Origin of the sequence: Kitasatospora sp. NPDC088346 (assembly GCF_044740765.1) — a bacterium.
In the GTDB taxonomy this organism is placed as follows: Bacteria; Actinomycetota; Actinomycetes; order Streptomycetales; family Streptomycetaceae; genus Kitasatospora.
The window spans coordinates 40080-61708 of the sequence record NZ_JBIURH010000040.1 but is presented as its reverse complement, the minus strand read 5'-3'; the positions used below and the strand labels follow the sequence as shown (position 1 = coordinate 61708).

Genomic DNA, 21629 nt, shown 5'->3' with positions numbered 1-21629 from the left:
GGAGCACCGTGAGCACCCGGGCACTGTTCGGCAACGAGAAGGTCCGGCCGCCCTTCCCTCCGCTCGGCCCGGGCCCGCACCCGGTCGGCGCGGTCGATCCGGGCACCTGGGGCGCCGACACCCTGACCACGTGCAGCGTCTGCGACCGGCCACTGGACGGGACCGGGCTGCACCGGGCGTGGATCTCGCTGCGGGTGGCCACCGACGTCCTGCCGCTGCTGGTCAACGCCTGCTCCACGGCCTGCCTCGGGACGCTGCCCACCCCGCCGGACGGCTACCTCCCCGTGGCGCACGGCGGCGGCCCGGGTCTGGTCCAGCCCCGGGCCGACGACGCGGACTGACGCCGCGCAGCCCGTACGCTCCCGCCCCGCCGCCCGGCCGGAGCGCTACAGGGTGACGTCGGGGGTGACCGCGACGTCCGCGGTTGCCGCGCGGGCCGCGAGCCGGGTGGCGTCGTCCAGGAGCATCTCGTGCGAGCCCGCCTGGACGAGCAGCGGCGGAAGGCCCGTCAGGTCCGCGAACAGCGGGCTGATCAGCCCGTGCGCCGGGTCGCGGGTACCGGCGTGGTCCGCACCCCGCCGAGCGTGCGCGGGGCGGCGTGACGTCGCCGGCGGGCCGATGGAGGTCAGCAGCCGCTCGAACAGCAGGGTGCGCCGGCGGGGGTGTGCGGGTGCCGGCGTGCCGTCAGGCGATCGCGCCGTTGGCGAAGAGGACCTGGCCGTCGACCCACCGGCCGCTCCCGGCGAGGAACGCGACGGTCTCGGCGATGCCCTCCGGCGCGCCGAGCCGCTCGTGCGGCGACTGGGCGGACGTCGAAGCCGACCTGGGGGCCCAGCTGCTCTCCGGCCCGCCGGTCACCTAGGAGTTCACCGAGCCCGTGGTCGCCAACCTCCTGCACGGCGTGGCCCCCGCCCGCCGGCCCGGGACGACCCCGCCGCACCGGGAGCCGTCCTGAGGGTGCCGGCCGGGCGCGGCCCGGGCGGCGGTGGTGGTGGCGTTGTCAGTGGCCGGGTGCACGATCGGCACGTCAGTTCTCCAACGGGACGCGGAGGCGTCATGCCGATCACCAACCAGCGGGTAGCAGGGCACGCGTTCCTGCGGGAGATGTACGGGGACGCGTACTTCCCCGACCACGTCGTCGACCTGGGGCGGGCGGTCCTGCTCGGGCTGTGCGAGCGGATCGAGGCCGGGCGGCCGTCGGACCTGGCGGCCCTGTACACGCTCACCCATGCCGCGACGGAGGAGTTCAACCTGCTGGAGGCGGAGTTCGAGGCGGCCGGGAGCGGGATCGAGACCGTGGCGCGCGAGTGGATCGCCGAGGAGTTCTGGTTCGTCGCGTCGGCCTACGGGTTCACGGACGCGGACGTCGAGGAGCTGATCGCCACCCGGGACTGGTGATCCGGCGCCCTCCGCCCTTCGCAGCCGGCCCGGCACCGGGGGCCGGCCACGGCCGGCCTCAGGCCCGCAGGGTCGCGCCGCCGTCCACGTACAGGTCGTGCATGGTGATGTGCCGGGCGCGGTCGGAGGCGAGGAAGACCACCGCCTCGGCGACGTCGGCCGGTTCGGCGATCCGCCCGAGCGGTATGCCGACCCGGTAGGAGTCCAGGTCGCCGGCGATGACCCGGGCGGCGGAGGCCTCCTCGTCGGCGGACCAGAGCGCGCGCTGCATGGGGGTGTCGGTGGAGCCCGGCGAGACCACGTTGCACCGCACGCCCGAGCGGGCCAGCTCCAGACCGAGGACCTTGGTGAACATCGTGGCGGCGGCCTTGGAGGCGGCGTAGGCGGCCATGCCCACCCGCGGCACGCCGGCCGCGTTGGACCCGACGGTGACCACCGAGCCCCGGCCGCGTCCGGCCATCCGCCCGGCCACCGCGCGACTGACGTGGAAGACGCCCGAGGCGTTGACGGCGAAGGTGGCCGCCCAGTCCTCGTCGCTGAGGTCGACGGCACGGGCGGTGCGCAGGATGCCCGCGACGTTGACCAGGACGGTGAGCGGGCCGAGCTCGCCCTCGACCCGTTCGACCAGCGCCTCGACGGCGGCGGCGTCCGAGACGTCCGCCGGGTGGGCGTGCACGGCGCCCGGGTGCTCCGCGGCGAGCGCCTCGACCCCGGCCGGGTCGAGGTCCACCGCGGCCACCGTGGCGCCGCGGGCGGCCAGCGCCCGCACCACCGCCGCCCCTATGCCCCGCCCGGCGCCGGTGACCAGGGCGACCTCGCCGGCGAGTTCCATCGGTTCCACGGTCGATCCCCTCCGGGGCGGCGACGCCCCGTTCCAGCCGGTTTTAGGCAAGGCTAACCTAATACTGCCCACCGGCCGGACCGGGGTCGCGTCACTGCTCGGCGTACACCGTCCGCCCGCCGACCCAGGTCCGCAGCACCCGGGTCGCGGCGATCTCCTCGGCCGGCCCGGCGAACGGGTCCCGGTCCAGCAGCACCAGGTCGGCGAGGTTCCCCGGCCGCAGGCTGCCCGCGTCGTCGTGGCCGTTCACGTGCGCCGAGCCGGCCGTGTACGCGGTGAGCGCCGTCCCCAGGTCCAGGCGCTGTTCCGGCAGGAAGACCCGGCCGTCGGTGGCCCCGGGCTCCATCCGGTTGACCGCGACGTGCAGGCCGGCGATCGGGTCGGGGCTGCTCACCGGCCAGTCGCTGCCGGCGGCCAGCGTGGCACCCGACCGCAGCAGGTCCCCGAACGGGTACTGCCAGGCGGCCCGTTCGGGGCCGAGGAAGGGGATGGTCAGCTCGTCCATCTGCGGCTCGTGCGCGGCCCACAGCGGCTGGATGTTGGCGATCGCCCCGAGCGCCGCGAACCGCGGCAGGTCCTGCGGGTGGACCACCTGGAGATGGGCCAGGTGGTGCCGGGTGGCCCGGCGCCCGTTGGCGGCCCGGGCGGCCGCCACGGCGTCCAGCGCCTCGCGCACGGCGCGGTCGCCGAGGGCGTGGAAGTGCACCTGGAAGTCGAGCGCGTCCAGCTCGGTGACGTACGAGCGCAGCGCCTGCGGGTCGACGAAGCTGAGCCCGCTGTTGGCGGTGGCGCAGCCGCAGCCGTCCAGGTAGGGGGAGGTCATCGCGGCGGTGAAGTTCTCGGCGATGCCGTCCTGCATGATCTTGACGGCGGTGGTGCGGAACCGGCCGTGGGCGTTCTCCGCGCGCCGGGCGACCAGCTCGGGGATCTGCTCGGCGCCGCGGTCGCGCTGCCACCACAGCGCGCCGGTGACCCGGGCCGTCAGGGTGCCGGCGCGGGCCGCGGCCAGATAGGCGTCGGTGGGGTCGGGCTGGCCGTTGAAGACGCCGAGCAGGGCGTCCTGCCAGCCGGTGATCCCGAGCGAGTGCAGCAACTCCTGTGCCCGGAGCAGCCCGGCCAGCCGCTCGGCACCCGTGGTCGGCGGCACCAGGCGGGCGACCAGGCCGGTGGCGCCCTCCTGGAGCGCTCCGGACGGGGTGCCGTCCGGTTCGCGTTCGATCCGGCCGTCCGCCGGGTCCGGGGTGTCGCGGGTGAGTCCGGCCAGCTCCAGCGCCCGGGTGTTGGCCCAGGCGCCGTGGTGGTCGCGGTTGAGCAGGTAGACGGGCCGGTCCGGCACGACGGAGTCGAGCAGGTGCCGGGTCGGGAGGCCGCCGTCGAAGCTCTCCATCGACCAGCCGCTGCCGGTGATCCAGGCCCGCTCCGGGTGGGCCTCGGCGAAGGCCCGGATCCGCCGCAGGTACTCCTGCGTCCCGACGGTTCCGCTCAGGTCGCACTCGCCCAACTCGGTTCCGCCGTAGACGGCGTGGACGTGCGCGTCCTGGAAGCCGGGCACCACCATCCGGCCGGCCAGGTCGACCACCTCGGTACGCGGCCCGACCAGTTCCCGGACCTCGTCGTGGCCGACGGCGGTGATGCGCTCGCCGGTGACGGCGAGGCTGGTGGCCCGGCTCCTGGCCGGGTCGGCGGTGAAGACCGGTCCCCCGGTGAGGACCAGATCGGCAAAGCTCATGGGTGGTGCTCCAACGGTGCGGTGCGGACGGGGAGTACGGGTTCGGGGCCCGGGGAGGGGAGGACCTCGGCCTTGGTACGGCAGGACCTTCGTACGGCAGGACCTTGGCCCGGCAGGACCTTCGTAACGGCAGGACCTTGGTACGGCAGGACTACCGGAGCACGCCCGGCGCCTCGCCGTCGGTGCCCTCGCCGGTGCGGAAGTAGGCCGAGCGGCGGCCCCAGCGGGCCCAGGCGGCGACCGGCAGACCGCTGCCGATCATCAGCACGGGGACGAGCAGCTGGAACCAGCCGTTGTCGGCGCTGAGTTCGAAGTGGTCGGCGGAGTCGTAGAAGCTCCAGGCCAGGTACCCGCCGACGGCCAGCAGGACGGCGGCGCCGAGCAGCGGGCCGACCACCGCCCGCAGTGCCTGCCCCGGCGAGCTGCGCAGCAGGTGGCGGAAGCGCACGGCGGCCGCGGCGGCGGTCAGCGCGTAGTAGAGGGCGACCACGATGCCGATGGCGTTGACCGCGGCGGCGATCAGGTCGGTGACGGTCGGGATGACCAGGGACATCAGGGCGACGACGGAGGCGATCACGGTGATCAGCACGGTGCCGGCGACCGGGGTGGCGTAGCGCGGGTGGATCCTGGTCCAGATCGCGCCGAGGGTGCCGTCGCGGCCCATCGCGTAGGTGCCGCGGGCGGTCGGGATGACGTTGGCCTGGAGCGAGGCGACGGCGGAGAAGGTCAGTGCGACCAGCGGCAGGGCGGCCAGCGGCTGGTCGGCGAGCTTGTCGCCGAAGTAGGTGAGCCCCTGGGCGCCGTTGTCGGCCAGTTCGCCGAGCGGCAGGACGCGCTGGAAGGCGGTGCCGGCGAGCAGGAACAGCAGCGCCATCACGACCAGCGCGATCATGCCGCCGCGGGAGGCGTCCTTCGGCTCGCGGACCTCCTCACCGACGCTGAAGACCGACTCGAAGCCCCAGTAGCAGAAGACCGCGAGCACCATGCCCTGGGCCAGTGCGCCGAACGAGGGGATGTCCAGCGGGTTGTACCAGCTGAGCGAGAACGGCTGGCTGCCGGCGAACAGGCCGTAGCCGCAGAAGCCGAGCAGCACCAGGTACTCGAAGACCAGCAGGTACTTCTGCAGCCGGGCCGCCAGCGCGAGGCCGCGGATCGCGACCACGGTGGCCGCCGCCAGCACGACCAGGCCGATCACGGTGGTCTGGGCGGTGGAGTCCGGGTCGAGGGCCAGGCCGAACGCGCTGTGCAGCCCTGCCTCGCCGGCCAGTTGGACGAGTGCGGAGCCGGTGACGGCCGTGGTGTAGGCCATGAACACGATGGTGCCGACGGTGTTCACCCAGCCGGTGAGGAAGCCGAGCCAGGGGCTGAGTGTGCGGCCCACCCAGGTGTACGAGTTGCCGGCGTTGGGCTCGACCAGGTTGAGCCGCCCGTAGGCGCCGGCGATGCCGAGCACCGGCAGGAAGGCCAGCATCATGATCGCCGGCAGGTGCAGGCCGACCACCGCGGCGGTCAGGCCGAGGCCGATGCCGATGCTGGAGGTGGCGGCGGTGCTGGAGGCGGCGATGGCCACCCCGTCCATGACGCCCAGGGTCCTGCGCATCGAGGTGTGCCGCGCCTCGCCGGCGGGCCCGCCGCCGTCCGTGCCGCGGGCTCTCGCCTCGTCCTTCGCCATTGCTGCCAACGGACCACCGCCTTGACCGTGGGGGCCGCGTCGGGCCCCGGTGGCTGGTCATGAAACTCCTGGTGGCCTTTTCAGGTCAATGCCGTTGTCATAAGGTGCCGCCAGCCGGGAATCCCCAGGCAGTCGGACGACCGCAGGAGCCAGTGCGATGAACGACCGAGTGGTTCCGGAACCCGAGCGCCGGCGGCGCCGGCCCACCAAGCAGGGCACGGTCCTGTCGGCGGAGGTCATCGTCACCACCGCCCTGCGGCTGATGCGCCAGCACGGCGCCGAGGCGCTCACCGTCCGCCGGCTCGGCGCGGCGCTCGGCGCCGACCCGAGCGCGATCTACCGGTACTTCCGCAGCACCGACGACCTGCTGCTGGCCATCGCGGACGAGCTGATCGCCCGCGCCCAGCAGGACTGGCGCTCCACCGGCGACTGGCAGGCCGACCTGCGCGAGATCGGGCTGCGGATCCACGCCGCGTACCAGGCCCACCCGCAGGCCGCGCTGCTGGCGGCGTACCGGACCACCGGGCGGGAGAACGAGACCAGGGCCGTCGAGACGATCCTCGGCATCCTGCGCGGCGCGGGCTTCCCCGACCCGGAGGCGGTGGCGATCTACCACGCCTTCGTCGACCAGGGGCTGGCCTTCGCCGCGCAGGACGCGGCCGCCGCCGCGCTGCCGGGCCCGGCCCGGGCGGCGGACCTGGACGTCTGGCACCGGCACTACGCCCGGCTGCCCGCCGAGACCCACCCCCACATCGCCGCCACCGCCCGGCTGCTGGTCACCGACATGCGGCGCAGCGGCTACCCGCTCGCACTGGAGCTGCTGCTCTCCGCCGCCGCGGCCCGGCTCGAACGGCTCCGGGCCGCGCCGGGCCGGGACGCCTGAACCGCCGCCGACCTGCACCGTCGGGGGCCGCTGTCAGTGCCGTTCGAGATGATGTTCCCCATGTTGGACGCAGCCGTTCCGGCCTCCCCCACCGCCTATGCCGATGCCGTCGCCACCGCCGTCCGGGCGGCCGCGGCCTACTACGCCGACGGCAGCACGCCGCTGGGCGACGACGAGTACGACGCCCTGGTCCGCTCGATCGAGGCGTACGAGGCCGCGCACCCCGAGCACGTCCTGCCGCACTCCCCGACCGGCAAGGTCGCGGGCGGCGCGGCCGGCGGCGACGTCCCGCACACCGTGCCCATGCTCAGCCTGGACAACGTCTTCTCCGCCGAGGAGCTGACGCTGTGGGCCGCCGCGCTGGAGCGCCGGCTCGGCCGCCCGGTGGCGGGCTGGTGCGTGGAGCCGAAGCTGGACGGCCTGGCGGTCGCCGCCCGCTACCGGGCGGGCCGGCTGATGCAGCTGGTCACCCGCGGCGACGGCCTGGCGGGCGAGGACATCTCGCACGCGATCGGCACCGTCCTGGGCCTGCCGGACACCCTCGGCGAGCCGGTGGACATCGAGCTGCGCGGCGAAGTCCTGCTCACCGAGGGCCAGTTCGAGGCCGCCAACGCACTGCGCCTGGCGCACGGCGCGACGCCGTTCGCCAACCCGCGCAACGGCGCCGCCGGCACCCTGCGGGCGAAGGACCGCGCCTACCGGGTCGAGCTCACCTTCTTCGCGTACGACGCCATCGGCCCGGCCGACCTGGCGCACAGCGAGCTGCTCGCCCGGATCGCCGGGCTCGGCGCCAACACCGCGGCGAGCACCGCCGCGCAGCCGCTGCAGTGCGCGGACGTGGCCGGGGTGCAGGCCCGGATCGACGCGATCGCGGCGCTGCGCGGCACGCTGCCCTTCGGCATCGACGGGATCGTGGTCAAGGCCGACGCGGCGGCCGACCAGGAGGCGGCCGGCTCCGGCTCGCGCGCGCCCCGCTGGGCGGTCGCCTTCAAGCTGCCGGCGGTGCACAAGGTCACCCGGCTGCTGGAGGTGGAGTGGAACGTCGGCCGCACCGGCGTCATCGCACCGCGCGCCGTGCTGGAGCCGGTCGAGGTGGACGGCGTGACCATCGCCTACGCCACCCTGCACAACCCGGCCGACATCACCCGCCGCGGCCTGCTGCTCGGCGATCAGGTCTTCGTCCACCGCGCCGGCGACGTGATCCCCCGGGTCGAGGCGCCGCTGGTCGAGCTGCGCACCGGCACCGAGCGGGAGATCGTGTTCCCGTCCGCCTGCCCGCGCTGCGGCGACGCGATCGACACCTCGCAGCAGCGCTGGCGCTGCGTGCGGGGCCGGGGCTGCCAGGCCGTCGCCTCGATCCGCTACGCCGCCGGCCGGGATCAGCTGGACATCGAGGGCCTCGGCGGGACGCGGGCCGTGCAGCTGGTCGACGCCGGGCTGGTCGCCGACCTGGCGGACCTCTTCACCCTGACCAGGGAGCAGCTGCTGGGCCTGGAGCGGATGGGCGACACCAGCGCGGACAACCTGCTCGCCGCGCTCGCCGCCGCCAGGGAGCAGCCGCTGCACCGGGTGTTCTGCGCGCTCGGCGTGCGCGGCACCGGCCGCTCGATGTCCCGCCGGATCGCGGCGCACTTCGGTTCGATGGCGGCGATCCGCGCCGCCGACGCCGAGGCGCTCGCCGAGGTGGACGGGATCGGCCCGGAGAAGGCCACCGTGGTGGTCGCCGAACTGGTCGAGCTGGCCGGGGTGCTGGACCGGCTCGCCGCCCTCGGCGTGGGCACCGCCGAGACGGCGCCGGCCGCCGCCGCGGGGACGGCCGGCGAGCCGGCCAGCGGGCCGCTGTCCGGGCAGTCCGTGGTGGTCACCGGCACGATGACCGGCCCCCTCGCGAAGCTGTCGCGGACGGAGATGAACGAGCTGATCGAACGCGCCGGCGGCAAGGCCTCCTCCAGCGTGTCGCGGCGCACGGCCCTGCTGGTCGCCGGTGAGCGGGCCGGCTCCAAGCGGGCCAAGGCGGAGGAGCTCGGCGTGCGGGTGCTGAGCCCGGAGGAGTTCGCCGACCTGCTCGGTGCCCCGGAGCCCGCCTGACGAAGGCCTCCTGAGTGTCCGTCAGGCGCCGACGGTCCCGTCGATCCCCTCGCGCAGGAAGTCGGCGTGGCCGTTGTGCCGGGCGTACTCGTGGATCAGGTGGAGCATCACCAGTCGCAGCGACACGTCCTCCTCCCACCGGGCGTTGTACGCGAGGACGTCCAGGGACTCGGCCTCGTGCTCGATCCGGCGGGAGTGCTCGACCTCGGCCTCCCAGGCCGCGAAGGCCTCCGCGCGGGTGGCACCGGTGGCGTCGTAGGCGACCTGGTAGTCGTCGGTGTCGGAGTGCACCAGCGGGATCGACTCGCCGTTGACGACCCGGCGGAACCACGTGCGCTCGACCTCGGCCATGTGCCGGACGAGTCCGAGCAGGGAGAGCGTGGAGGGCGGCATGGACGCCCGGCGCAGTTCCTCGTCGGTCAGGCCGTCGCACTTCATCGCCAGGGTCGCCCGGTGGAAGTCCAGGAAGGCGCGCAGCATCTCGCGTTCCCCGCCGGTGAGCGGCGGGCCGATGCGTTCGGTGGTCACGGCGGTTCTCCTCCCGGAACCCGGCCGCGGGCCCGGTTCGTTCGACGGCGGTGCATCGGTCGAGTTCTACCAGAGGCCGCCCGCGGCACCGGCCGCGGGCCCACCGGGAGACGACCCACGACACGACCGCGGCCCCGGCCCCGCGCAGGGGCCGGGGCCGCGGTCGGCGGCGTCGCCGGTCAGACGTTGACGCCGTAGTCCAGGGCGATGCCGCGCAGGCCGGAGGCGTAACCCTGGCCGATGGCACGGAACTTCCACTCGTTGCCGTAGCGGTAGAGCTCGCCGAAGACCATGGCCGTCTCGGTGGAGGCGTCCTCGGTGAGGTCGTAGCGGGCGACCTCGCTGCCGTCGGCCTGGTTGACCACCCGGATGAAGGCGTTGCGGACCTGGCCGAAGCTCTGCCGGCGGGCCTCGGCATCGTAGATGGAGACCGGGAAGACCACCTTGACGACCTGGGCGGGCACGGCCGCGAGGTCGACCTTGATCTGCTCGTCGTCGCCGTCGCCGCCACCGGTGAGGTTGTCACCGCTGTGCTCGACCGAACCGTCCGGACTGCGGAGGTTGTTGTAGAAGACGAAGTGCTGGTCCCCGAGGACCCGGCCGGCCTCGTTGCACAGCAGCGCGCTGGCGTCGAGGTCGAAGTCGGCGCCGGTGGTGCCCCGGACGTCCCAGCCCAGGCCGACGATGACCGCGGTGAGGCCCGGGGCCTCCTTGGTCAGCGAGACGTTGCCGCCCTTGGCGAGCGAGACTCCCATGGTGTCCTCCTGCTACCCCGTGCCGGGCCGCGAGCGGCCGGCTACCTGCATCTCAGCGCACTGCTGAATCTACAGCACTGTAGATCGCACGTGAATCGGCCGGGCCCATCCGCACGCTGGTACGCCGTCAGCCGTAGGAGAGGTCGGTGCACGGGTCGTCCGCCGCCGAGCGGCCCGAGGCCGTCACCGAGGCCGGCAGCCGGCCCGGCGCCGTCGGGCTCGGCGAGGGCGGAGCCTTGGCGAAGTCCCGGCCCAGCACCACGACCAGGCCCGGCTCCGCGACGGACTCCAGTACGGCGCCGGGGAACAGCCCCGCCACCTCCCGGGCGGTCTGCGCCTCCCCGGGGCCGTGCCGCACGACCGTCACCGCGCGGGTGGGCGCCGGGCCGTCGGCCGCGTCCAGGACCGTGTACCCCTCCGCCGTCAGCAGGTCGGCCGCCCGCGCGGCCGGGCCCGCCGCACCGGTGGCGTCGCGGATCGTCAGCCGGACACCCCGGGAGCCGGGCGAGGGCCCGACCGCGCCGTCCGACCCGTCCAGCCGCCGGTCCGCGCGCAGCGCGGCCCACAGCTGCCCGGCGTCCGGCTGCGCCAGCGCGACCCGGGAACCCTCGTAGCGCCAGGGCACGGTGAGGAACCGCGCGTCGCGCAGCTCGATGTTGCGCAGCGACAGCGCGAACGAGAGGAGCTTCGCCGCCGATCCGAGGCCCGGGTCGACCAGCAGCGACCCGGTGGCGGCGTCGGCGAGCGGCAGCAGCGCGGCCGGGTTCATGCCCGCGTCCTTGACCTGGCGGAGCAGCGAGCCGAGGAAGGCCTGCTGGCGCTTGGTGCGGCCGATGTCCGAGCCGTCGCCGATGCCGTGCCGCAGCCGGACGTAGTCCAGCGCGCTCTGGCCCTGGACCTTCTGCCGGCCCTGCGCGAAGAGCAGCCGCCCGGGCCGGCCGAGGTTCGGGTTGAGGTCACCCTCGTGGACGGCCTTGGGCACGCACACCTCGACCCCGCCGACGGCGCTGGTCATGGCGGCGAAGCCGGCGAAGTTCACCACGATCGTGTGGTCGATCCGCAGGCCCGTCAGCTTCTCCACGGTGTTCTGGGTGCAGGCGGGGTTGCCCTGGTCGGCGCCGCCGACCTCGAAGGCGCTGTTGAAGAGCACCCCGCTGCGCGGTCCGGTCCAGCTGCCGTCCGGCAGCCGGCAGGCCGGCACGTCCACCAGCGAGTCCCGCGGCACCGACACACCGACGGCGTGCCGGTGGTCGGCGTACACGTGCAGCAGGACGGTGGTGTCCGAACGGGCGCCGCTCTCCACCCCGCCGCCGAGGTCGCGGTTGGCGCCGTCCCGCGAGTCGGAGCCGATCAGCAGCACGTTGACCGGGGTGCGCCCGTCCGCGTCCGGGCCGGCGGCCGCCGGGCGGTCCGGGCTCAGCGCGCCGTCGTCGAAGATCCTGAGGTTGCCGTCCAGCCGGTAGTAGGTGGCCGCGCCCGCCAGCAGGATGAGCGCGAGCACGCTGGCCACGCTCCAGAGCACCGCCTTCCGGTGGCTGCGCCGCCCCGCCATCCGCACCTACCCCCTTCACCGTGGCCGCCGGTCGCGGCGGGTCGCCGGCCTGACGGTCCGTCCGCCCGCCGGGCCGGCCCGACCGCGCGGACCGGACGAAGACGAATGGGAGCATACCGCCCATCCCGGACAATCCCTCCACGTTTCGGCACCCATGCCCGCACCGTGCGGCGGTGGCTCACGGCGCCTCAGTAGAATGGCCCCGAGCGCCCCGGCAGCCCGGAGCCGCAGGACCGGAGGGACCACCGCCGTGCGCGACGCCACCCCAGACCACCACCGACCGCCGGGCGCGGTCGCCTTCCCGCGTGTCCGCCGGCGCGGCCAGGGCGAGTTGGAGGCCCAGGTGCTGGCCGCCCTGCGGACCGCCGCGGAGCCGGTCACCGCGGGCTGGGTCCAGCAGCAGCTGGAGGGCGACCTCGCCTACACCACCGTGATGACCATCCTGTCCCGGCTGCACGCCAAGAAGGCCGTGTCGCGCTCCCGGACGGGCCGCTCGTACCACTGGCTGGCCGCCTCCGACGCGGCGGGGCTCGCCGCCCTGCGGATGCGCCGGGTGCTGGACACCCACGCGGACCGGGACGCGGTACTGGCCAGCTTCGTGAGCGCACTGCTCCCCCAGGACGAGGAACTGCTGCGGGCCCTGCTCGACAGCGCCGCGGACGGTTCCGGGGCCTGAGCCGTGGGCGTGTTCGTCTTCCTCCCGCTCGTCCTGCCGCTCACCGCCCTGCCCATCGCCCGGCTCGCCGAACAGCACCTGCACCCCCGCACGGCGGCCCGGCTGCTCACCGCCATCGCGGTGGTGATGGCGGCCAGCTGCGCGATCAGCCTCAGCCTGCTGTTCGTGGTGGGCACCGCCCACATCCCCGGCAACCCGCTGCCGGACAGCTGGTCCGACCCCGAGGTCCGCGACGCCGTCCCGTTCCACCGCACGGTCGGCCTCTCCGCCGTCGTCGCCCTGCTCGTGGTGGTCGCGGCCTGCGCCCGCACCGTGCGCCGGCACCTGCGGATCCGGACCCGCTGCCGCCAGGCCCTGGCCGGGCTGGCCGCCCACACCGACGCCGGCGCCGAGGTCGCGGTCCTCCCGGACGACCGCCCGTACGCCTACGCGCTGCCCGGCCCGACCGGCCGGGTCGTGGTCTCCACCGGCATGCTCGCCGGTCTCAGCGCCGCCGAACGGACCGTCCTGCTGGCCCACGAACGGGCCCACCTGACCCACCGGCACCACCGGTACCTGCTGGCCACCCGGCTCGCCGCCTGCGTCAACCCCTGCCTGCGCCCACTGCGGCTGGCCGTGGCCTACAGCACCGAGCGGTGGGCCGACGAGGAGGCCGCCCAGTCGGTCGGCGACCGCCGGCTGACCGCCCGTGCCGTCGCCAGGGCCGCGCTGATCTCCGGCCCGTTCGACGCGGCCGGGCCCGGCGACCTGCCGGGCCTGCCGGCCTTCGCCGGCCCCGGGCCGGTACCGCGCCGGGTGGCCGCCCTGTTGGAGCCCGGCCCGCGCACCACCGGCTGGCCGCCGGCGCACAGCCGGGCCGGCCTGGCCGCGATGGTCGCCGCCGCGGGCACGGCGGTCTCCGCGGCGTCCTCGCTCAACGCCGCCGTCGCCCTGCTGCTCCTGCTCAAGGCCGCCACGCCACTCTGAACGTCAAGGCCGCCACGCCACTCTGAGCGCACCCGGCGAACCACCGCCCGGGGCAGGTCCGTTGACGGTCCGTTCGGGGCCGGGCCGGACACGGCGGTCGATCCTCCGCACACGGGGCCGATGACCCGCCCGCCCTGGGCGCCCGGACCGGTGCGGGGTGGAACGCGAGGGCGGCGACCGGGAGGATGGGGAGCTCCCGGGGAGTGGGGAGGGACGCCGTGTGGCGTGGACTGGCACGGGCGGCAGCGGTCCTGGCGGCAGTGGCCTGCCTGGTGGGGACGGGTGCGGGCGGCTGGCTCCTGACCGGGGAGCGGATGGGCGCGGCCCTCGGCATCGGCCCGCCCGGCGGCGACCTGGTGGTCGCCCGCTGCTACCAGGTGTACGACACGGAGGGCTACGACGACGGGCGGGACTGCCGCGGCGACTTCACCCCGGCGGGCGGCTCCGCGGACGCCGTCCGCCCGATGGTGCTGCGCGGCGCGGCGGCCGACCACCGGCCGGGCACCCGCCTCGCCGTGCGGCTGAGCCACGGCGCCGCGTACGAGCCGTCCGCGGAGCCGGCGGTGAAGTACGGCATCGCGGCCGGGCTCGTCCTGGTGGTCGGCGGCACCCTCGCGGCCTGGCTGTTCGCCTGCGCCCGGCACGGCCGCCTCCAGGACGGGGAGGGCTACGTCTTCGCGGCCCTGGCCGGACTGGTCGGCGTGCCGCTGCTGGGCATCGCGGTCGGCGTGGTGGCCGGCCTCCTGGAGGCGGTGTTCTGAGCCGCGCTTCCCGGGGCCCGGGGGGCCGCGGCGCGCCCGGTCAGCGGTTGCCGAGCGCGAAGAGCAGGATCACGAAGCCCGCGAAGAGGTGGGTGCCCGCGATGTAGATCGAGGCCCTGATCATCATGGCCTTGCGCCTGGCCCTCTCGTCGAGGACGGCGTCGGACCGGGTGGTCTCGGACCGGGTGGCGTCGGGCATCGACGGGACTCCTGCTGGGGCCGGGGCGTGGCGGCCCCGGAGCGGACCGCACGGCCTCCCAGCGTACGGCCGCACCGCCCGCCGCAGCCGCCCGTCCGGGAGCCGTGGCGGAGATCACGCACCGCGGCCCCCACCTACGGTGGCGTAACTCACTTCACAAGGTGAACTATCGACGTCATGGCCGATCTTCGGGAGACCCCTGACCTCCGCTCCTACGTCGCCCTCGGCGACTCCTTCACCGAAGGCCTGAACGACCCCGGCCCGGACGGCCAGTTCGCCGGCTGGGCCGACCGGCTCGCCGGGATGCTCGCCGACCGGCACCGGGACGGCGACTTCCGCTACGCCAACCTGGCGGTCCGCGGTCGCCTGCTGGACCAGATCACGGCCGAGCAGGTGCCGCAGGTACGGCGGATCCGGCCGGACCTGGTGACCTTCTGCGCCGGCGGCAACGACATCCTGCGCCCCGGCAGCGACCCGGACGAGGTCGCCGAGCGGTTCGAGAACGCCGTGGTGGAGCTCCGGCGCAGCGCCGGCACCGTGCTGGTCTGCACCGGTTTCGACACCCGTGACGTGCCCGTGCTGCGCCACCTGCGCGGCAAGATCGCCACCTACAACGTGCACCTGCGGGCGATCGCCGACCGCAACGGCTGCGTGGTGGCCGACCTCTGGTCGCTGCGTTCGGTGCACGACCGCCGGGCCTGGAGCGACGACCGGCTGCACCTGTCCCCCGAGGGCCACCAGCGGGTCGCCCTGCTCGCGGCCCGCTCGCTCGGGCTGCCGACCGCCGCCGACCCGGAGGCGCCGTGGCCGGCCGGCCCCGCCCCGACCCCGGCCGAGCAGCGCCGGGAGAACCTGCAGTGGGCCCGCACCTTCCTGCTGCCCTGGGTGGGCCGCCGGATCCGGGGCGAGTCGTCGGGCGACAACGTCGAGGCCAAGCGTCCGGAGCTGCTCCCGCTCTGAGGGCGGCCGGGCTTGCGCCCGTCCCGGGCCCGCGTACGCCGGAGGGCCGTACCACCGCGGTGGTACGGCCCTCCGGCGTACGCGGGCGCAGCCGCCCGCGCCGTCCGACTACTCGACGACGAGCTCGACCGGGATGTTGCCGCGGGTGGCCCGGGAGTAGGGGCAGACCTCGTGCGCCTGCTTGACCAGCAGCTCGCCCGTCTCACCGGCCAGCGCGTCGGGCAGCTCGACCCGCAGGGTCACGGCGAGGCCGAAGCCCGCGCCGTCCTTGCCGATGGAGACCTCGGCCGTCACCGACACCTCGCCGGTGTCCACCCGCGCCTGCCGCCCGACCAGGCCGAGTGCACTGGCGAAACAGGCGGCGTAGCCGGCCGCGAACAGCTGCTCGGGGTTGGTGCCCTGGCCGTTGCCGCCGAGCGCCGGCGGCATCGCCAGCGCCAGGTCCAGCTGGCCGTCGGAGCTGACCGTGCGTCCCTCGCGGCCGTTCGCAGTGGCCACAGCGGTGTAGAGCGCGTCCATTCCGGTTCCCTTCTCGCCTCGGCGGCTCCGGGGTCCCGGGCTGCCCATGGCCATAAGTAGAGCACACGATTCAATTGGGCACAACTCAATCGCGCGGAGTGGACTCGGTACCCTGGACCCATGACCACGCTCCCCGACCTCCCGAACGAGGAGCTGCTGCGCCTCGACCGGCAGATCTGCTTCTCCCTGCACGCCGCCTCGCGGGCCTTCGGCAGCGTCTACCGGGTCGCCCTCAAGGACCTCGGCCTGACCTACCCGCAGTACCTCGTCATGCTGGTGCTGTGGGAGCACGGGGACCTGCCGGTCAAGCAGATCGGCGAGCGCCTGCGCCTGGACTCGGGGACGCTCTCCCCCCTGCTGAAGCGCCTGGAGACGGCCGGCCTGGTCCGCCGCGAGCGCAGCGCCGAGGACGAGCGCTCGGTCACCGTGAGCCTCAGCCCGGCCGGCGACGCGCTGCGCGAGCGCGCCCTGGAGGTGCCGCGCCGGATCAGCCGCTCGACCGGCCTCCCGCTCTCCGACCTCACCGAACTGCGCGCCCTGCTGGATCGCGTCACGGCCGCGCTCGACGCGGCCGTGCTGGACGAGGCCCTGCTGGACGAGGCCCTGCTGGACGAGGCCTGAGCACCCGCCGGAGCCGGGCCCGGCGCCCGGCGCCCAGCACCCGGCGCTCAGGATGCGCAGCGCTCAGGACTCGTAGCGCTCGACCTCCTCGACGCTGCGCACGCTCGCCAGGTTCGGATCCTCCCCCGCCTCCATGCGGGCCCGCCGCTGCCGCAACAGGTCCCAGCACTGGTCGAGCTGCTGCTCGATGTCGTGCAGGCGCTGCCGTTCGGTCTCCGGGTCGATCCGCCCCTCGGCGAGGAGCGCCCGCAGCTCCCGTTCGGCGGCGACCATCTCGCCGATCCGCTCCAGGATCCGCCGGTCCGCCCCACCCCCCAGGTCCGGTTGCTGTGCCATGCGGCGCCTCCTCGGTTCCGCCTCCAGCCTAGGAACGGGGGCCGCCGGGCGCGACCGCAGCGGGGCGCCGACCCGGACGGCCCAGTCCCGGCTTGACAGTTCGTCAGCGGACCAGCAGGATCCCAAAATTGGAAATGACTTTCACTTCTAAAAGGAGCTGGCCCATGTCCCTCGACGTCTCCCCCACCCTGCTCGCCCAGGCCGAGCGCGACGAGGTCGACGAGACCGCGTTCGTCGACACCGTCCGCACCTCGCTGCCCTACGCGTACCGGCTGATCTCCGACCTCGCCGCCGAACTGCGCTGCGGCACGGCCGAGTTCGCCGACAACACGACCGCCCCCTCGGAACCGGAGCGCGGCCAGCTACTGCGCGCGCTGGCCAGCGACGCGATCCGGGGCAGCCTGGAACGGCACTTCGGGGTCCGGCTCGCCTTCCAGAACTGCCACCGGGTGGCGGTCTTCCACCCCGGCGCGGAGCACGGCGAGACCTACCGGCGGTTCACCTCGGTGCGCTCGCAGCTGCTCAACCAGTCGCCGGAGTTCCGGGACTGCTGAGCCGGCACCGCCGGGATCAGCCCGGTGGCGACCAGCCCGGATCCCGGCCGGTCAGGCCGAGCAGCCTGGTCTGCGGGTCGGCGTCCGGGCCGGTCGGCACGGCAGGGGCGAACATCCCGGTGGCGGAGAGGTCCCCGTAGCGCCGCACCTCGGCCAGCGCGAAGGCCGCGGACGCGGGCGACATCCGCCCGGCGCCGCCGAGCGCCCGGGCCAGGTCCCAGCCGTGCACCACCGCGTCCACGGCCATCTCCCGGCAGTAGCCCAGGCCGTCCCGGTCCGCGTACGAGAGGTGCACCGTCCGGTCCAGCGCCCCGGGGGCGGCGAAGGCCACGGCCGCGGCGGCGTACGCGGTGGCCCAGGTACCGCCCGGGTCGGCGCCCAGCACGTCTCCGTCGAAGTAGCTGCCGACCTGTGCGACGGTCGCGCCGGCCAGCATCTCGGGCACCCACAGCTGCTCGGCCGTCAGATGGTTGACCAGATCGCGGACGGTCCACCCGGAGCACGGCGTGGGCAGCTCCCACTGGCGCCGCAGGACCATGCCGACCAGCCGGTCGAACTCGGTCACGGCCTCGGTGTAGCGGTCCAGCACGTCCCGGTGGGCGTTCCGCTCGTGTTGGCATGCCATACCCACACAGTGCCCCCGATGACCCTCGGCGGCACACCGTGGGGGGCGCGGAGGATGATGTGACCCGGCCGGAGGCGTCCGGCCGCCGCGACCCGAGGAGCCGCCATGTCCCGCCACCGGATCACCGTCCTCGGGGAGTGCGTCGCCGACGCCTTCACCGACAGCCGGCGCGGGACGCACGGCGAGCTCGCACTGCGGGTGCACCCGGGCGGCGGCCCGGCCAACACGGCGGTGGCACTGGCCCGGCTCGGTACGCCCACCCGGTTCCTCGGCCGGCTGTCCGGGGACGTGTTCGGCCGGCTGTTCCGGGCGCACCTCGCGGAGTCGGGCGTGGACCTGAGCGGCTGCGTGACGGCCGCCGAACCCAGCACCCTGGCCGTCGCCGACCTGGACGACCGGGGCCGGGCCGACTACTCCTTCCACGCCGAGGGCACCGCGGACTGGCAGTGGACGGCGTCCGAGCTGGCCGCCGAACCGGCGCTCGACCCGGACTGCGTGCACACCGGCTCGCTCGCCCTGGTCCGGGCCCCGGGCGGCGCGGTGGTGGAGGAGTTCCTGGCCCGCGCGGCCCGCAGCGCCACCGTCTCGGTCGACCCCAACGTCCGGCCGCTGCTGGTCGCGCCCGCCGCCTACCGGGAACGGCTGACGCGCTGGTGCGAGCTGGCGGACGTGCTCCGGCTCAGCGACGACGACCTCGGCCACCTGATGCCGGGGGCCGCACCGGAGGAGGCCTGCGACCGCTGGCACGCCGCGGGGGTGCGGCTGGTGGTGGTCACCCTGGGCGCGGCGGGGGCGCTCGTCTCACTGGACGGCGCACGGGTGACGCTGCCCGCCGAGCCCGTCACGGTGGTCGACACCGTCGGCGCGGGCGACGCCTTCACCGCCGGCCTGCTGCACCACCTCGGTGGCCAGGGACTGCTGGGCGGCCGGCTGGGGGCACTGACCCTCGACCGGGCGGCCCGGGCGTGCCGGTTCGCCGGCCGGGTGGCCGCCCTGACCTGCTCGGTGCCGGGCGCCAACCCGCCCCGCGTCGACCTGCTGACCGACTGGCCCGGCTGACCCGACCGACCCTGCCGACCGGCCGAACCACCCCCGCCCGCCGCCCGCCGCCCCCGCCTCAGTCGACCGGCGCCTTCTCCCGCAGCACCTCCACGAAGGCCCTCATCCAGCCCGGGTGGTCCGGCCAGGCCCGCCCGGAGACGAGCACCCCGTCCACCACGGCCTCGCCGTCGACGTAGCCCGCCCCGCCGGCCGTCACGTCGGGCTCCAGCGCCGGGTACGCGGCCGTCCGCCGGCCCGCCAGGGTGCCGCCGACCAGGGGGATCAGCGGCCCGTGGCAGAGCTGCGCGACCGGCTTGTCCAGCTCGAAGAAGTGCCGCACCACCCGCTGCACCTCGGCGTCGTTGCGCAGGTACTCGGGGGCCCGGCCGCCCGGCAGCACCAGCGCGACGTAGTCGGCCGGGTCGACCTCGGCCACCGCCAGGTCGGCCTCCCAGGTGTAGCCGGGTTTCTCGGTGTAGGTGTCGAAGCCGTCCACGAAGTCGTGCACCACGAACTGCAGCCGCTTCCTGCTCGGCGCCGCGATGTGTACCTCGTAGCCCTCCTCCCGCAGCCGCTGGTACGGGTAGAACACCTCCAGTGACTCCGCCGCGTCACCGGTCACGATCAGGATCTTGGCTGCCATGCCGGGGATTCCGTCCTTTCCTCCGCCACACGGACCGCACGGGCCACGCGGACCGCACGCAGGCGCACCGGCCGCGCGGGCCACGCGAGCCCTACCGGGTCGACCGCGACACACACTGCCCGCTGACCGCCCGACGGGCAACGAGGCGCACGGCGCACAGCACCGGCGCTCCGCGCGCGCCCGATGCGCCCCCCGCCGTCATCCGTGGGCGCCGGCCCAGTCCAGCAGCCGTTCCACGGGCCAGGTGGTGACGATCCGTTCGGCGTCCAGCCCGGCGTCGGCGGCCCGGGCACAGCCGTACGCCTGCCAGTCCAGCTGGCCGGGTGCGTGGGCGTCGGTGTCGATCGAGAACAGGCAGCCGGCCTCGGCCGCCAGGGCGATCAGCCGGGCGGGCGGATCGCGGCGCTCGGGGCGGCAGTTGATCTCGACGGCCGTCCCGGACTCCGCGCAGGCGGCGAAGACGGCCTCGGCGTCTAAGGCGGACTCCGGGCGCGTCCGGCCCGCGATCAGCCGACCGGTGCAGTGGCCGAGCACGTCGACCCGCGGATTGCGGACGGCGGCGAGCAGGCGTGCGGTCATCGCCGCCCGGTCCATCCGGAGTTTGGAGTGGACCGAGGCGACCACCACGTCCAGTTCCGCCAGCAGCTCCGGCTCCTGGTCGAGCGAGCCGTCGTCGAGGATGTCGCACTCGATCCCGGTGAGCAGCCGGAACGGTGCCAGGCCGCCGCCCTCCTCGGCGACCACGCCCAGCTGCTGCCGCAGGCGTTCGGGGCTCAGCCCGCGGGCGACCTTGAGCCGGGGTGAGTGGTCGGTGAGCACCGCCCACGCGTGGCCGAGGTCGCGGGCGGTGCGGGCCATCAGGCCGATCGGGCTGCCGCCGTCGGACCAGTCCGAGTGCAGGTGGCAGTCGCCGCGCTGGGCGGCGAGCAGTTCCTCGCCGCCGTCGGCGAGTGGGCCGGCCCGCTGTTCCAGTTCGGTCAGGTAGTCGGGGGTGCGGCCGGTGGAGGCCTGGGCGATCACCTCGGCGGTGACCGGGCCGATGCCGGGCTCCCGGGCGGCCCGGGCGGCGTCCAGCGGCCCGGCGGGCAGGACGGCCGCGGCCTGCGCCGCGGCACGGAAGGCCTTCACCCGGTACGGCGAGGCCAGCTCCCGTTCCAGCAGGAAGGCGATCCGTTCGAGGGCGGTGACCGGGTCCATACCGCCAGTCTGGCCCGGCGTCACCGGGCCGCGCTCGGCGAGAGATCCGACACAGAACCCTTGTTGACACCGTGTATAACTGCTTCACTCCTTGGCATGGCCGCACGCGGGACCGCCGGCCTCCCTGCCCCTGCCCCCACCGGAGCCGACCGATGCGTGACGCCTCCACCGCCGCCCGTCCGCAGGACCGCGAGCAGCACGCCGAACGGCTGCTGCGCGCCTCCGCCAAGCACTCCCACGACCCGCTCACCGAGATCGACTGGAACGCCCCCGTGGACCCGGAGCACTTCGCGCTCCCCGCACACCGCGTCTCGCTCCACGGCACCCCACTGTGGCACTCGCTCGGCCCGCAGCAGCGCGCCCGCCTCAGCGTCGACCAGTTCGCCAGCACCACCTCGGCCGGCATCTGGTTCGAGCTGATCCTCATGGAGGGCCTGGTCCGGCACGTCTACGCGAGCGACCTGACCACCCGGCACGCCCAGTACGCGCTCACCGAGGTCGCCGACGAGTGCCGGCACTCCACCATGTTCGCCCGCTACATCAGCACCGTCGGCTACCCCTCCGCGCGGCCCAGCCGCCGCGCCGAGCGGCTGGGCCGGCTGCACTTCCTGGTGAACGACACCGCCATGACCTTCGCCGGCGCGATATTCGTCGAGGAGTTCACCGACGCCATGCAGCGCGAGATGATCCGCGACGACGACCTGCAACCGCTGGCCCGCGCGGTCGCCCGGATCCACGTGATCGAGGAGGCCCGGCACATCGGGTACGCCAAACCGGAGCTGGAGCGGCGCTGGGCCCGGATGAGCGCACCCCGCCGGGCGGTGTTCAGGCGGGGCCTCGCCGTGCTGGCGCAGCAGTCGGTGGCGGAGATCGTCCATCCCCGGGTGTACGCGCGGGCCGGGCTGGACCCGGCCGCGGCACAGCGGGCGGCGCACCTCAACCCGTACTGGCGCGACGCCCGGGTCGACTGGGCGCGCAAGGCGGTCGCCTTCTTCACCGAGCTCGGCATCATCGACCGCAGCGTGGAGCCGATGTGGCGCCGCGCGGCGCTGCTCGCCCCCCGCTGACCGGGCCGGCCGGGGTTC

At 74.9% G+C, this 21629-nt stretch carries 26 protein-coding genes and 1 pseudogene; 13 read left to right on the top strand and 14 right to left on the bottom strand.

All coding sequences use genetic code 11. From position 1 onward, the window contains the following. Window positions 1-8: 8 nt before the first annotated feature. Complete coding sequence (locus tag ACIOFR_RS32875) at window positions 9-341, top strand: hypothetical protein (protein ID WP_401002901.1); 333 nt, start codon at window positions 9-11, stop codon at window positions 339-341. A gap of 45 nt (window positions 342-386) precedes the next feature. Here the strand turns inward: ACIOFR_RS32875 and ACIOFR_RS32870 are convergent, their stop codons facing one another. Then, window positions 387-512 (bottom strand): hypothetical protein, encoded by a 126-nt coding sequence (locus ACIOFR_RS32870; protein ID WP_401002911.1) that lies wholly within the window; start codon window positions 510-512, stop codon window positions 387-389. Between ACIOFR_RS32870 and ACIOFR_RS32865 the strand changes: the two genes are divergently transcribed. Then, window positions 471-602: a hypothetical protein gene (locus ACIOFR_RS32865; RefSeq protein ID WP_401002900.1), complete on the top strand. Its 132-nt coding sequence runs from the start codon at window positions 471-473 to the stop codon at window positions 600-602. The two genes, ACIOFR_RS32870 and ACIOFR_RS32865, sit on opposite strands and share 42 nt — an antisense overlap. Window positions 603-684: 82 nt before the next feature. On the opposite strand, the pseudogene ACIOFR_RS32860 reads toward ACIOFR_RS32865, so the two are convergent. Beyond that, a pseudogene (locus ACIOFR_RS32860) lies at window positions 685-810 on the bottom strand (3-ketoacyl-ACP reductase); the annotation flags it as partial. Window positions 811-1056: 246 nt separating this feature from the next. On the opposite strand from ACIOFR_RS32860, the gene ACIOFR_RS32855 reads away from it, so the two are divergent. Further along, window positions 1057-1398 (top strand): DUF5713 family protein, encoded by a 342-nt coding sequence (locus ACIOFR_RS32855; protein WP_401002899.1) that lies wholly within the window; start codon window positions 1057-1059, stop codon window positions 1396-1398. Window positions 1399-1456: 58 nt separating this feature from the next. Here the strand turns inward: ACIOFR_RS32855 and ACIOFR_RS32850 are convergent, their stop codons facing one another. The 3 genes from ACIOFR_RS32850 to ACIOFR_RS32840 all read right to left on the bottom strand — a co-directional run bounded on the left by ACIOFR_RS32850 (window position 1457) and on the right by ACIOFR_RS32840 (window position 5640). Then, window positions 1457-2230: a 2,3-dihydro-2,3-dihydroxybenzoate dehydrogenase gene (locus tag ACIOFR_RS32850; protein ID WP_401002910.1), complete on the bottom strand. Its 774-nt coding sequence runs from the start codon at window positions 2228-2230 to the stop codon at window positions 1457-1459. Window positions 2231-2330: 100 nt separating this feature from the next. Further along, window positions 2331-3968, bottom strand: a complete 1638-nt coding sequence (locus ACIOFR_RS32845) for an amidohydrolase (protein WP_401002898.1) — start codon at window positions 3966-3968, stop codon at window positions 2331-2333. A gap of 151 nt (window positions 3969-4119) precedes the next feature. Beyond that, window positions 4120-5640: an APC family permease gene (locus ACIOFR_RS32840; protein WP_401002897.1), complete on the bottom strand. Its 1521-nt coding sequence runs from the start codon at window positions 5638-5640 to the stop codon at window positions 4120-4122. Window positions 5641-5797: 157 nt separating this feature from the next. Between ACIOFR_RS32840 and ACIOFR_RS32835 the strand changes: the two genes are divergently transcribed. Together ACIOFR_RS32835 and ligA are read left to right on the top strand one after the other, a co-directional pair. Beyond that, window positions 5798-6523 (top strand): TetR/AcrR family transcriptional regulator, encoded by a 726-nt coding sequence (locus tag ACIOFR_RS32835; protein ID WP_401002896.1) that lies wholly within the window; start codon window positions 5798-5800, stop codon window positions 6521-6523. Window positions 6524-6583: 60 nt separating this feature from the next. Then, window positions 6584-8611, top strand: a complete 2028-nt coding sequence (ligA, locus tag ACIOFR_RS32830) for an NAD-dependent DNA ligase LigA (protein ID WP_401002895.1) — start codon at window positions 6584-6586, stop codon at window positions 8609-8611. 21 nt (window positions 8612-8632) lie between these two features. Here ligA and ACIOFR_RS32825 read toward each other — a convergent pair whose 3' ends face one another. From ACIOFR_RS32825 to ACIOFR_RS32815, 3 genes are all read right to left on the bottom strand, one after another. Next, window positions 8633-9139, bottom strand: a complete 507-nt coding sequence (locus tag ACIOFR_RS32825) for a DinB family protein (RefSeq protein ID WP_401002894.1) — start codon at window positions 9137-9139, stop codon at window positions 8633-8635. Window positions 9140-9318: 179 nt separating this feature from the next. Beyond that, window positions 9319-9894 (bottom strand): TerD family protein, encoded by a 576-nt coding sequence (locus ACIOFR_RS32820; protein ID WP_371495390.1) that lies wholly within the window; start codon window positions 9892-9894, stop codon window positions 9319-9321. Between the two features lie 127 nt (window positions 9895-10021). After that, window positions 10022-11395 carry an LCP family protein gene (locus ACIOFR_RS32815; protein ID WP_401002893.1) on the bottom strand — a complete coding sequence of 458 codons (1374 nt, stop codon included), beginning with the start codon at window positions 11393-11395 and terminating at the stop codon, window positions 10022-10024. Between the two features lie 301 nt (window positions 11396-11696). On the opposite strand from ACIOFR_RS32815, the gene ACIOFR_RS32810 reads away from it, so the two are divergent. From ACIOFR_RS32810 to ACIOFR_RS32800, 3 genes are all read left to right on the top strand, one after another. Next, the gene (locus ACIOFR_RS32810; protein ID WP_401002892.1) at window positions 11697-12122 is read left to right on the top strand and encodes a BlaI/MecI/CopY family transcriptional regulator; all 426 of its coding nucleotides are present in this window, start codon (window positions 11697-11699) and stop codon (window positions 12120-12122) included. A gap of 3 nt (window positions 12123-12125) precedes the next feature. Continuing rightward, window positions 12126-13088, top strand: a complete 963-nt coding sequence (locus ACIOFR_RS32805; protein ID WP_401002891.1) for a M56 family metallopeptidase — start codon at window positions 12126-12128, stop codon at window positions 13086-13088. Between the two features lie 218 nt (window positions 13089-13306). Beyond that, window positions 13307-13849, top strand: a complete 543-nt coding sequence (locus tag ACIOFR_RS32800) for a hypothetical protein (RefSeq protein ID WP_401002890.1) — start codon at window positions 13307-13309, stop codon at window positions 13847-13849. A 40-nt stretch (window positions 13850-13889) separates the two neighbouring features. Here the strand turns inward: ACIOFR_RS32800 and ACIOFR_RS32795 are convergent, their stop codons facing one another. Next, window positions 13890-14048 (bottom strand): DUF6126 family protein, encoded by a 159-nt coding sequence (locus ACIOFR_RS32795; protein ID WP_401002889.1) that lies wholly within the window; start codon window positions 14046-14048, stop codon window positions 13890-13892. A 177-nt stretch (window positions 14049-14225) separates the two neighbouring features. On the opposite strand from ACIOFR_RS32795, the gene ACIOFR_RS32790 reads away from it, so the two are divergent. Continuing rightward, window positions 14226-15008 (top strand): SGNH/GDSL hydrolase family protein, encoded by a 783-nt coding sequence (locus tag ACIOFR_RS32790; protein WP_401002888.1) that lies wholly within the window; start codon window positions 14226-14228, stop codon window positions 15006-15008. 108 nt (window positions 15009-15116) lie between these two features. On the opposite strand, the gene ACIOFR_RS32785 is transcribed toward ACIOFR_RS32790, so the two are convergent. After that, window positions 15117-15527, bottom strand: a complete 411-nt coding sequence (locus tag ACIOFR_RS32785; RefSeq protein WP_401002887.1) for an organic hydroperoxide resistance protein — start codon at window positions 15525-15527, stop codon at window positions 15117-15119. A 120-nt stretch (window positions 15528-15647) separates the two neighbouring features. On the opposite strand from ACIOFR_RS32785, the gene ACIOFR_RS32780 reads away from it, so the two are divergent. Continuing rightward, window positions 15648-16148 (top strand): MarR family winged helix-turn-helix transcriptional regulator, encoded by a 501-nt coding sequence (locus ACIOFR_RS32780; RefSeq protein ID WP_401002886.1) that lies wholly within the window; start codon window positions 15648-15650, stop codon window positions 16146-16148. A 63-nt stretch (window positions 16149-16211) separates the two neighbouring features. Here the strand turns inward: ACIOFR_RS32780 and ACIOFR_RS32775 are convergent, their stop codons facing one another. Next, complete coding sequence (locus ACIOFR_RS32775; RefSeq protein ID WP_401002885.1) at window positions 16212-16484, bottom strand: DUF2630 family protein; 273 nt, start codon at window positions 16482-16484, stop codon at window positions 16212-16214. A 164-nt stretch (window positions 16485-16648) separates the two neighbouring features. Here ACIOFR_RS32775 and ACIOFR_RS32770 point away from each other — a divergent pair, with 164 nt between their 5' ends. Further along, window positions 16649-17038 (top strand): SCO5389 family protein, encoded by a 390-nt coding sequence (locus ACIOFR_RS32770; RefSeq protein WP_401002884.1) that lies wholly within the window; start codon window positions 16649-16651, stop codon window positions 17036-17038. A 16-nt stretch (window positions 17039-17054) separates the two neighbouring features. Here the strand turns inward: ACIOFR_RS32770 and ACIOFR_RS32765 are convergent, their stop codons facing one another. Further along, entirely contained in the window at window positions 17055-17663 is a 609-nt protein-coding gene (locus ACIOFR_RS32765) for a TIGR03086 family metal-binding protein (protein ID WP_401002883.1), read from the bottom strand. 105 nt (window positions 17664-17768) lie between these two features. Between ACIOFR_RS32765 and ACIOFR_RS32760 the strand changes: the two genes are divergently transcribed. After that, window positions 17769-18722, top strand: coding sequence for a carbohydrate kinase (locus ACIOFR_RS32760; protein WP_401002882.1), 954 nt, complete (start codon window positions 17769-17771; stop codon window positions 18720-18722). Window positions 18723-18780: 58 nt separating this feature from the next. Here ACIOFR_RS32760 and ACIOFR_RS32755 read toward each other — a convergent pair whose 3' ends face one another. Together ACIOFR_RS32755 and ACIOFR_RS32750 are read right to left on the bottom strand one after the other, a co-directional pair. Next, window positions 18781-19347: a DJ-1/PfpI family protein gene (locus ACIOFR_RS32755; RefSeq protein WP_401002881.1), complete on the bottom strand. Its 567-nt coding sequence runs from the start codon at window positions 19345-19347 to the stop codon at window positions 18781-18783. A gap of 198 nt (window positions 19348-19545) precedes the next feature. After that, window positions 19546-20544: a PHP domain-containing protein gene (locus ACIOFR_RS32750; RefSeq protein WP_401002880.1), complete on the bottom strand. Its 999-nt coding sequence runs from the start codon at window positions 20542-20544 to the stop codon at window positions 19546-19548. Window positions 20545-20696: 152 nt separating this feature from the next. Between ACIOFR_RS32750 and ACIOFR_RS32745 the strand changes: the two genes are divergently transcribed. Further along, window positions 20697-21611: a diiron oxygenase gene (locus ACIOFR_RS32745; RefSeq protein WP_401002879.1), complete on the top strand. Its 915-nt coding sequence runs from the start codon at window positions 20697-20699 to the stop codon at window positions 21609-21611. Window positions 21612-21629 lie beyond the last annotated feature (18 nt).

Bases quoted from the DNA above. Each gene is read 5' to 3' on its own strand.
- ACIOFR_RS32855 (WP_401002899.1), top strand. From the start codon at position 1,057: ATGCCGATCACCAACCAGCGGGTAGCAGGGCACGCGTTCCTGCGGGAG.
- ACIOFR_RS32850 (WP_401002910.1), bottom strand. From the start codon at position 2,230: ATGGAACTCGCCGGCGAGGTCGCCCTGGTCACCGGCGCCGGGCGGGGC.
- ACIOFR_RS32845 (WP_401002898.1), bottom strand. From the start codon at position 3,968: ATGAGCTTTGCCGATCTGGTCCTCACCGGGGGACCGGTCTTCACCGCC.
- ACIOFR_RS32840 (WP_401002897.1), bottom strand. From the start codon at position 5,640: ATGGCGAAGGACGAGGCGAGAGCCCGCGGCACGGACGGCGGCGGGCCC.
- ACIOFR_RS32835 (WP_401002896.1), top strand. From the start codon at position 5,798: ATGAACGACCGAGTGGTTCCGGAACCCGAGCGCCGGCGGCGCCGGCCC.
- ligA (WP_401002895.1), top strand. From the start codon at position 6,584: ATGTTGGACGCAGCCGTTCCGGCCTCCCCCACCGCCTATGCCGATGCC.
- ACIOFR_RS32820 (WP_371495390.1), bottom strand. From the start codon at position 9,894: ATGGGAGTCTCGCTCGCCAAGGGCGGCAACGTCTCGCTGACCAAGGAG.
- ACIOFR_RS32795 (WP_401002889.1), bottom strand. From the start codon at position 14,048: ATGCCCGACGCCACCCGGTCCGAGACCACCCGGTCCGACGCCGTCCTC.
- ACIOFR_RS32790 (WP_401002888.1), top strand. From the start codon at position 14,226: ATGGCCGATCTTCGGGAGACCCCTGACCTCCGCTCCTACGTCGCCCTC.
- ACIOFR_RS32785 (WP_401002887.1), bottom strand. From the start codon at position 15,527: ATGGACGCGCTCTACACCGCTGTGGCCACTGCGAACGGCCGCGAGGGA.
- ACIOFR_RS32780 (WP_401002886.1), top strand. From the start codon at position 15,648: ATGACCACGCTCCCCGACCTCCCGAACGAGGAGCTGCTGCGCCTCGAC.
- ACIOFR_RS32775 (WP_401002885.1), bottom strand. From the start codon at position 16,484: ATGGCACAGCAACCGGACCTGGGGGGTGGGGCGGACCGGCGGATCCTG.
- ACIOFR_RS32770 (WP_401002884.1), top strand. From the start codon at position 16,649: ATGTCCCTCGACGTCTCCCCCACCCTGCTCGCCCAGGCCGAGCGCGAC.
- ACIOFR_RS32765 (WP_401002883.1), bottom strand. From the start codon at position 17,663: ATGGCATGCCAACACGAGCGGAACGCCCACCGGGACGTGCTGGACCGC.
- ACIOFR_RS32760 (WP_401002882.1), top strand. From the start codon at position 17,769: ATGTCCCGCCACCGGATCACCGTCCTCGGGGAGTGCGTCGCCGACGCC.
- ACIOFR_RS32755 (WP_401002881.1), bottom strand. From the start codon at position 19,347: ATGGCAGCCAAGATCCTGATCGTGACCGGTGACGCGGCGGAGTCACTG.
- ACIOFR_RS32750 (WP_401002880.1), bottom strand. From the start codon at position 20,544: ATGGACCCGGTCACCGCCCTCGAACGGATCGCCTTCCTGCTGGAACGG.
- ACIOFR_RS32745 (WP_401002879.1), top strand. From the start codon at position 20,697: ATGCGTGACGCCTCCACCGCCGCCCGTCCGCAGGACCGCGAGCAGCAC.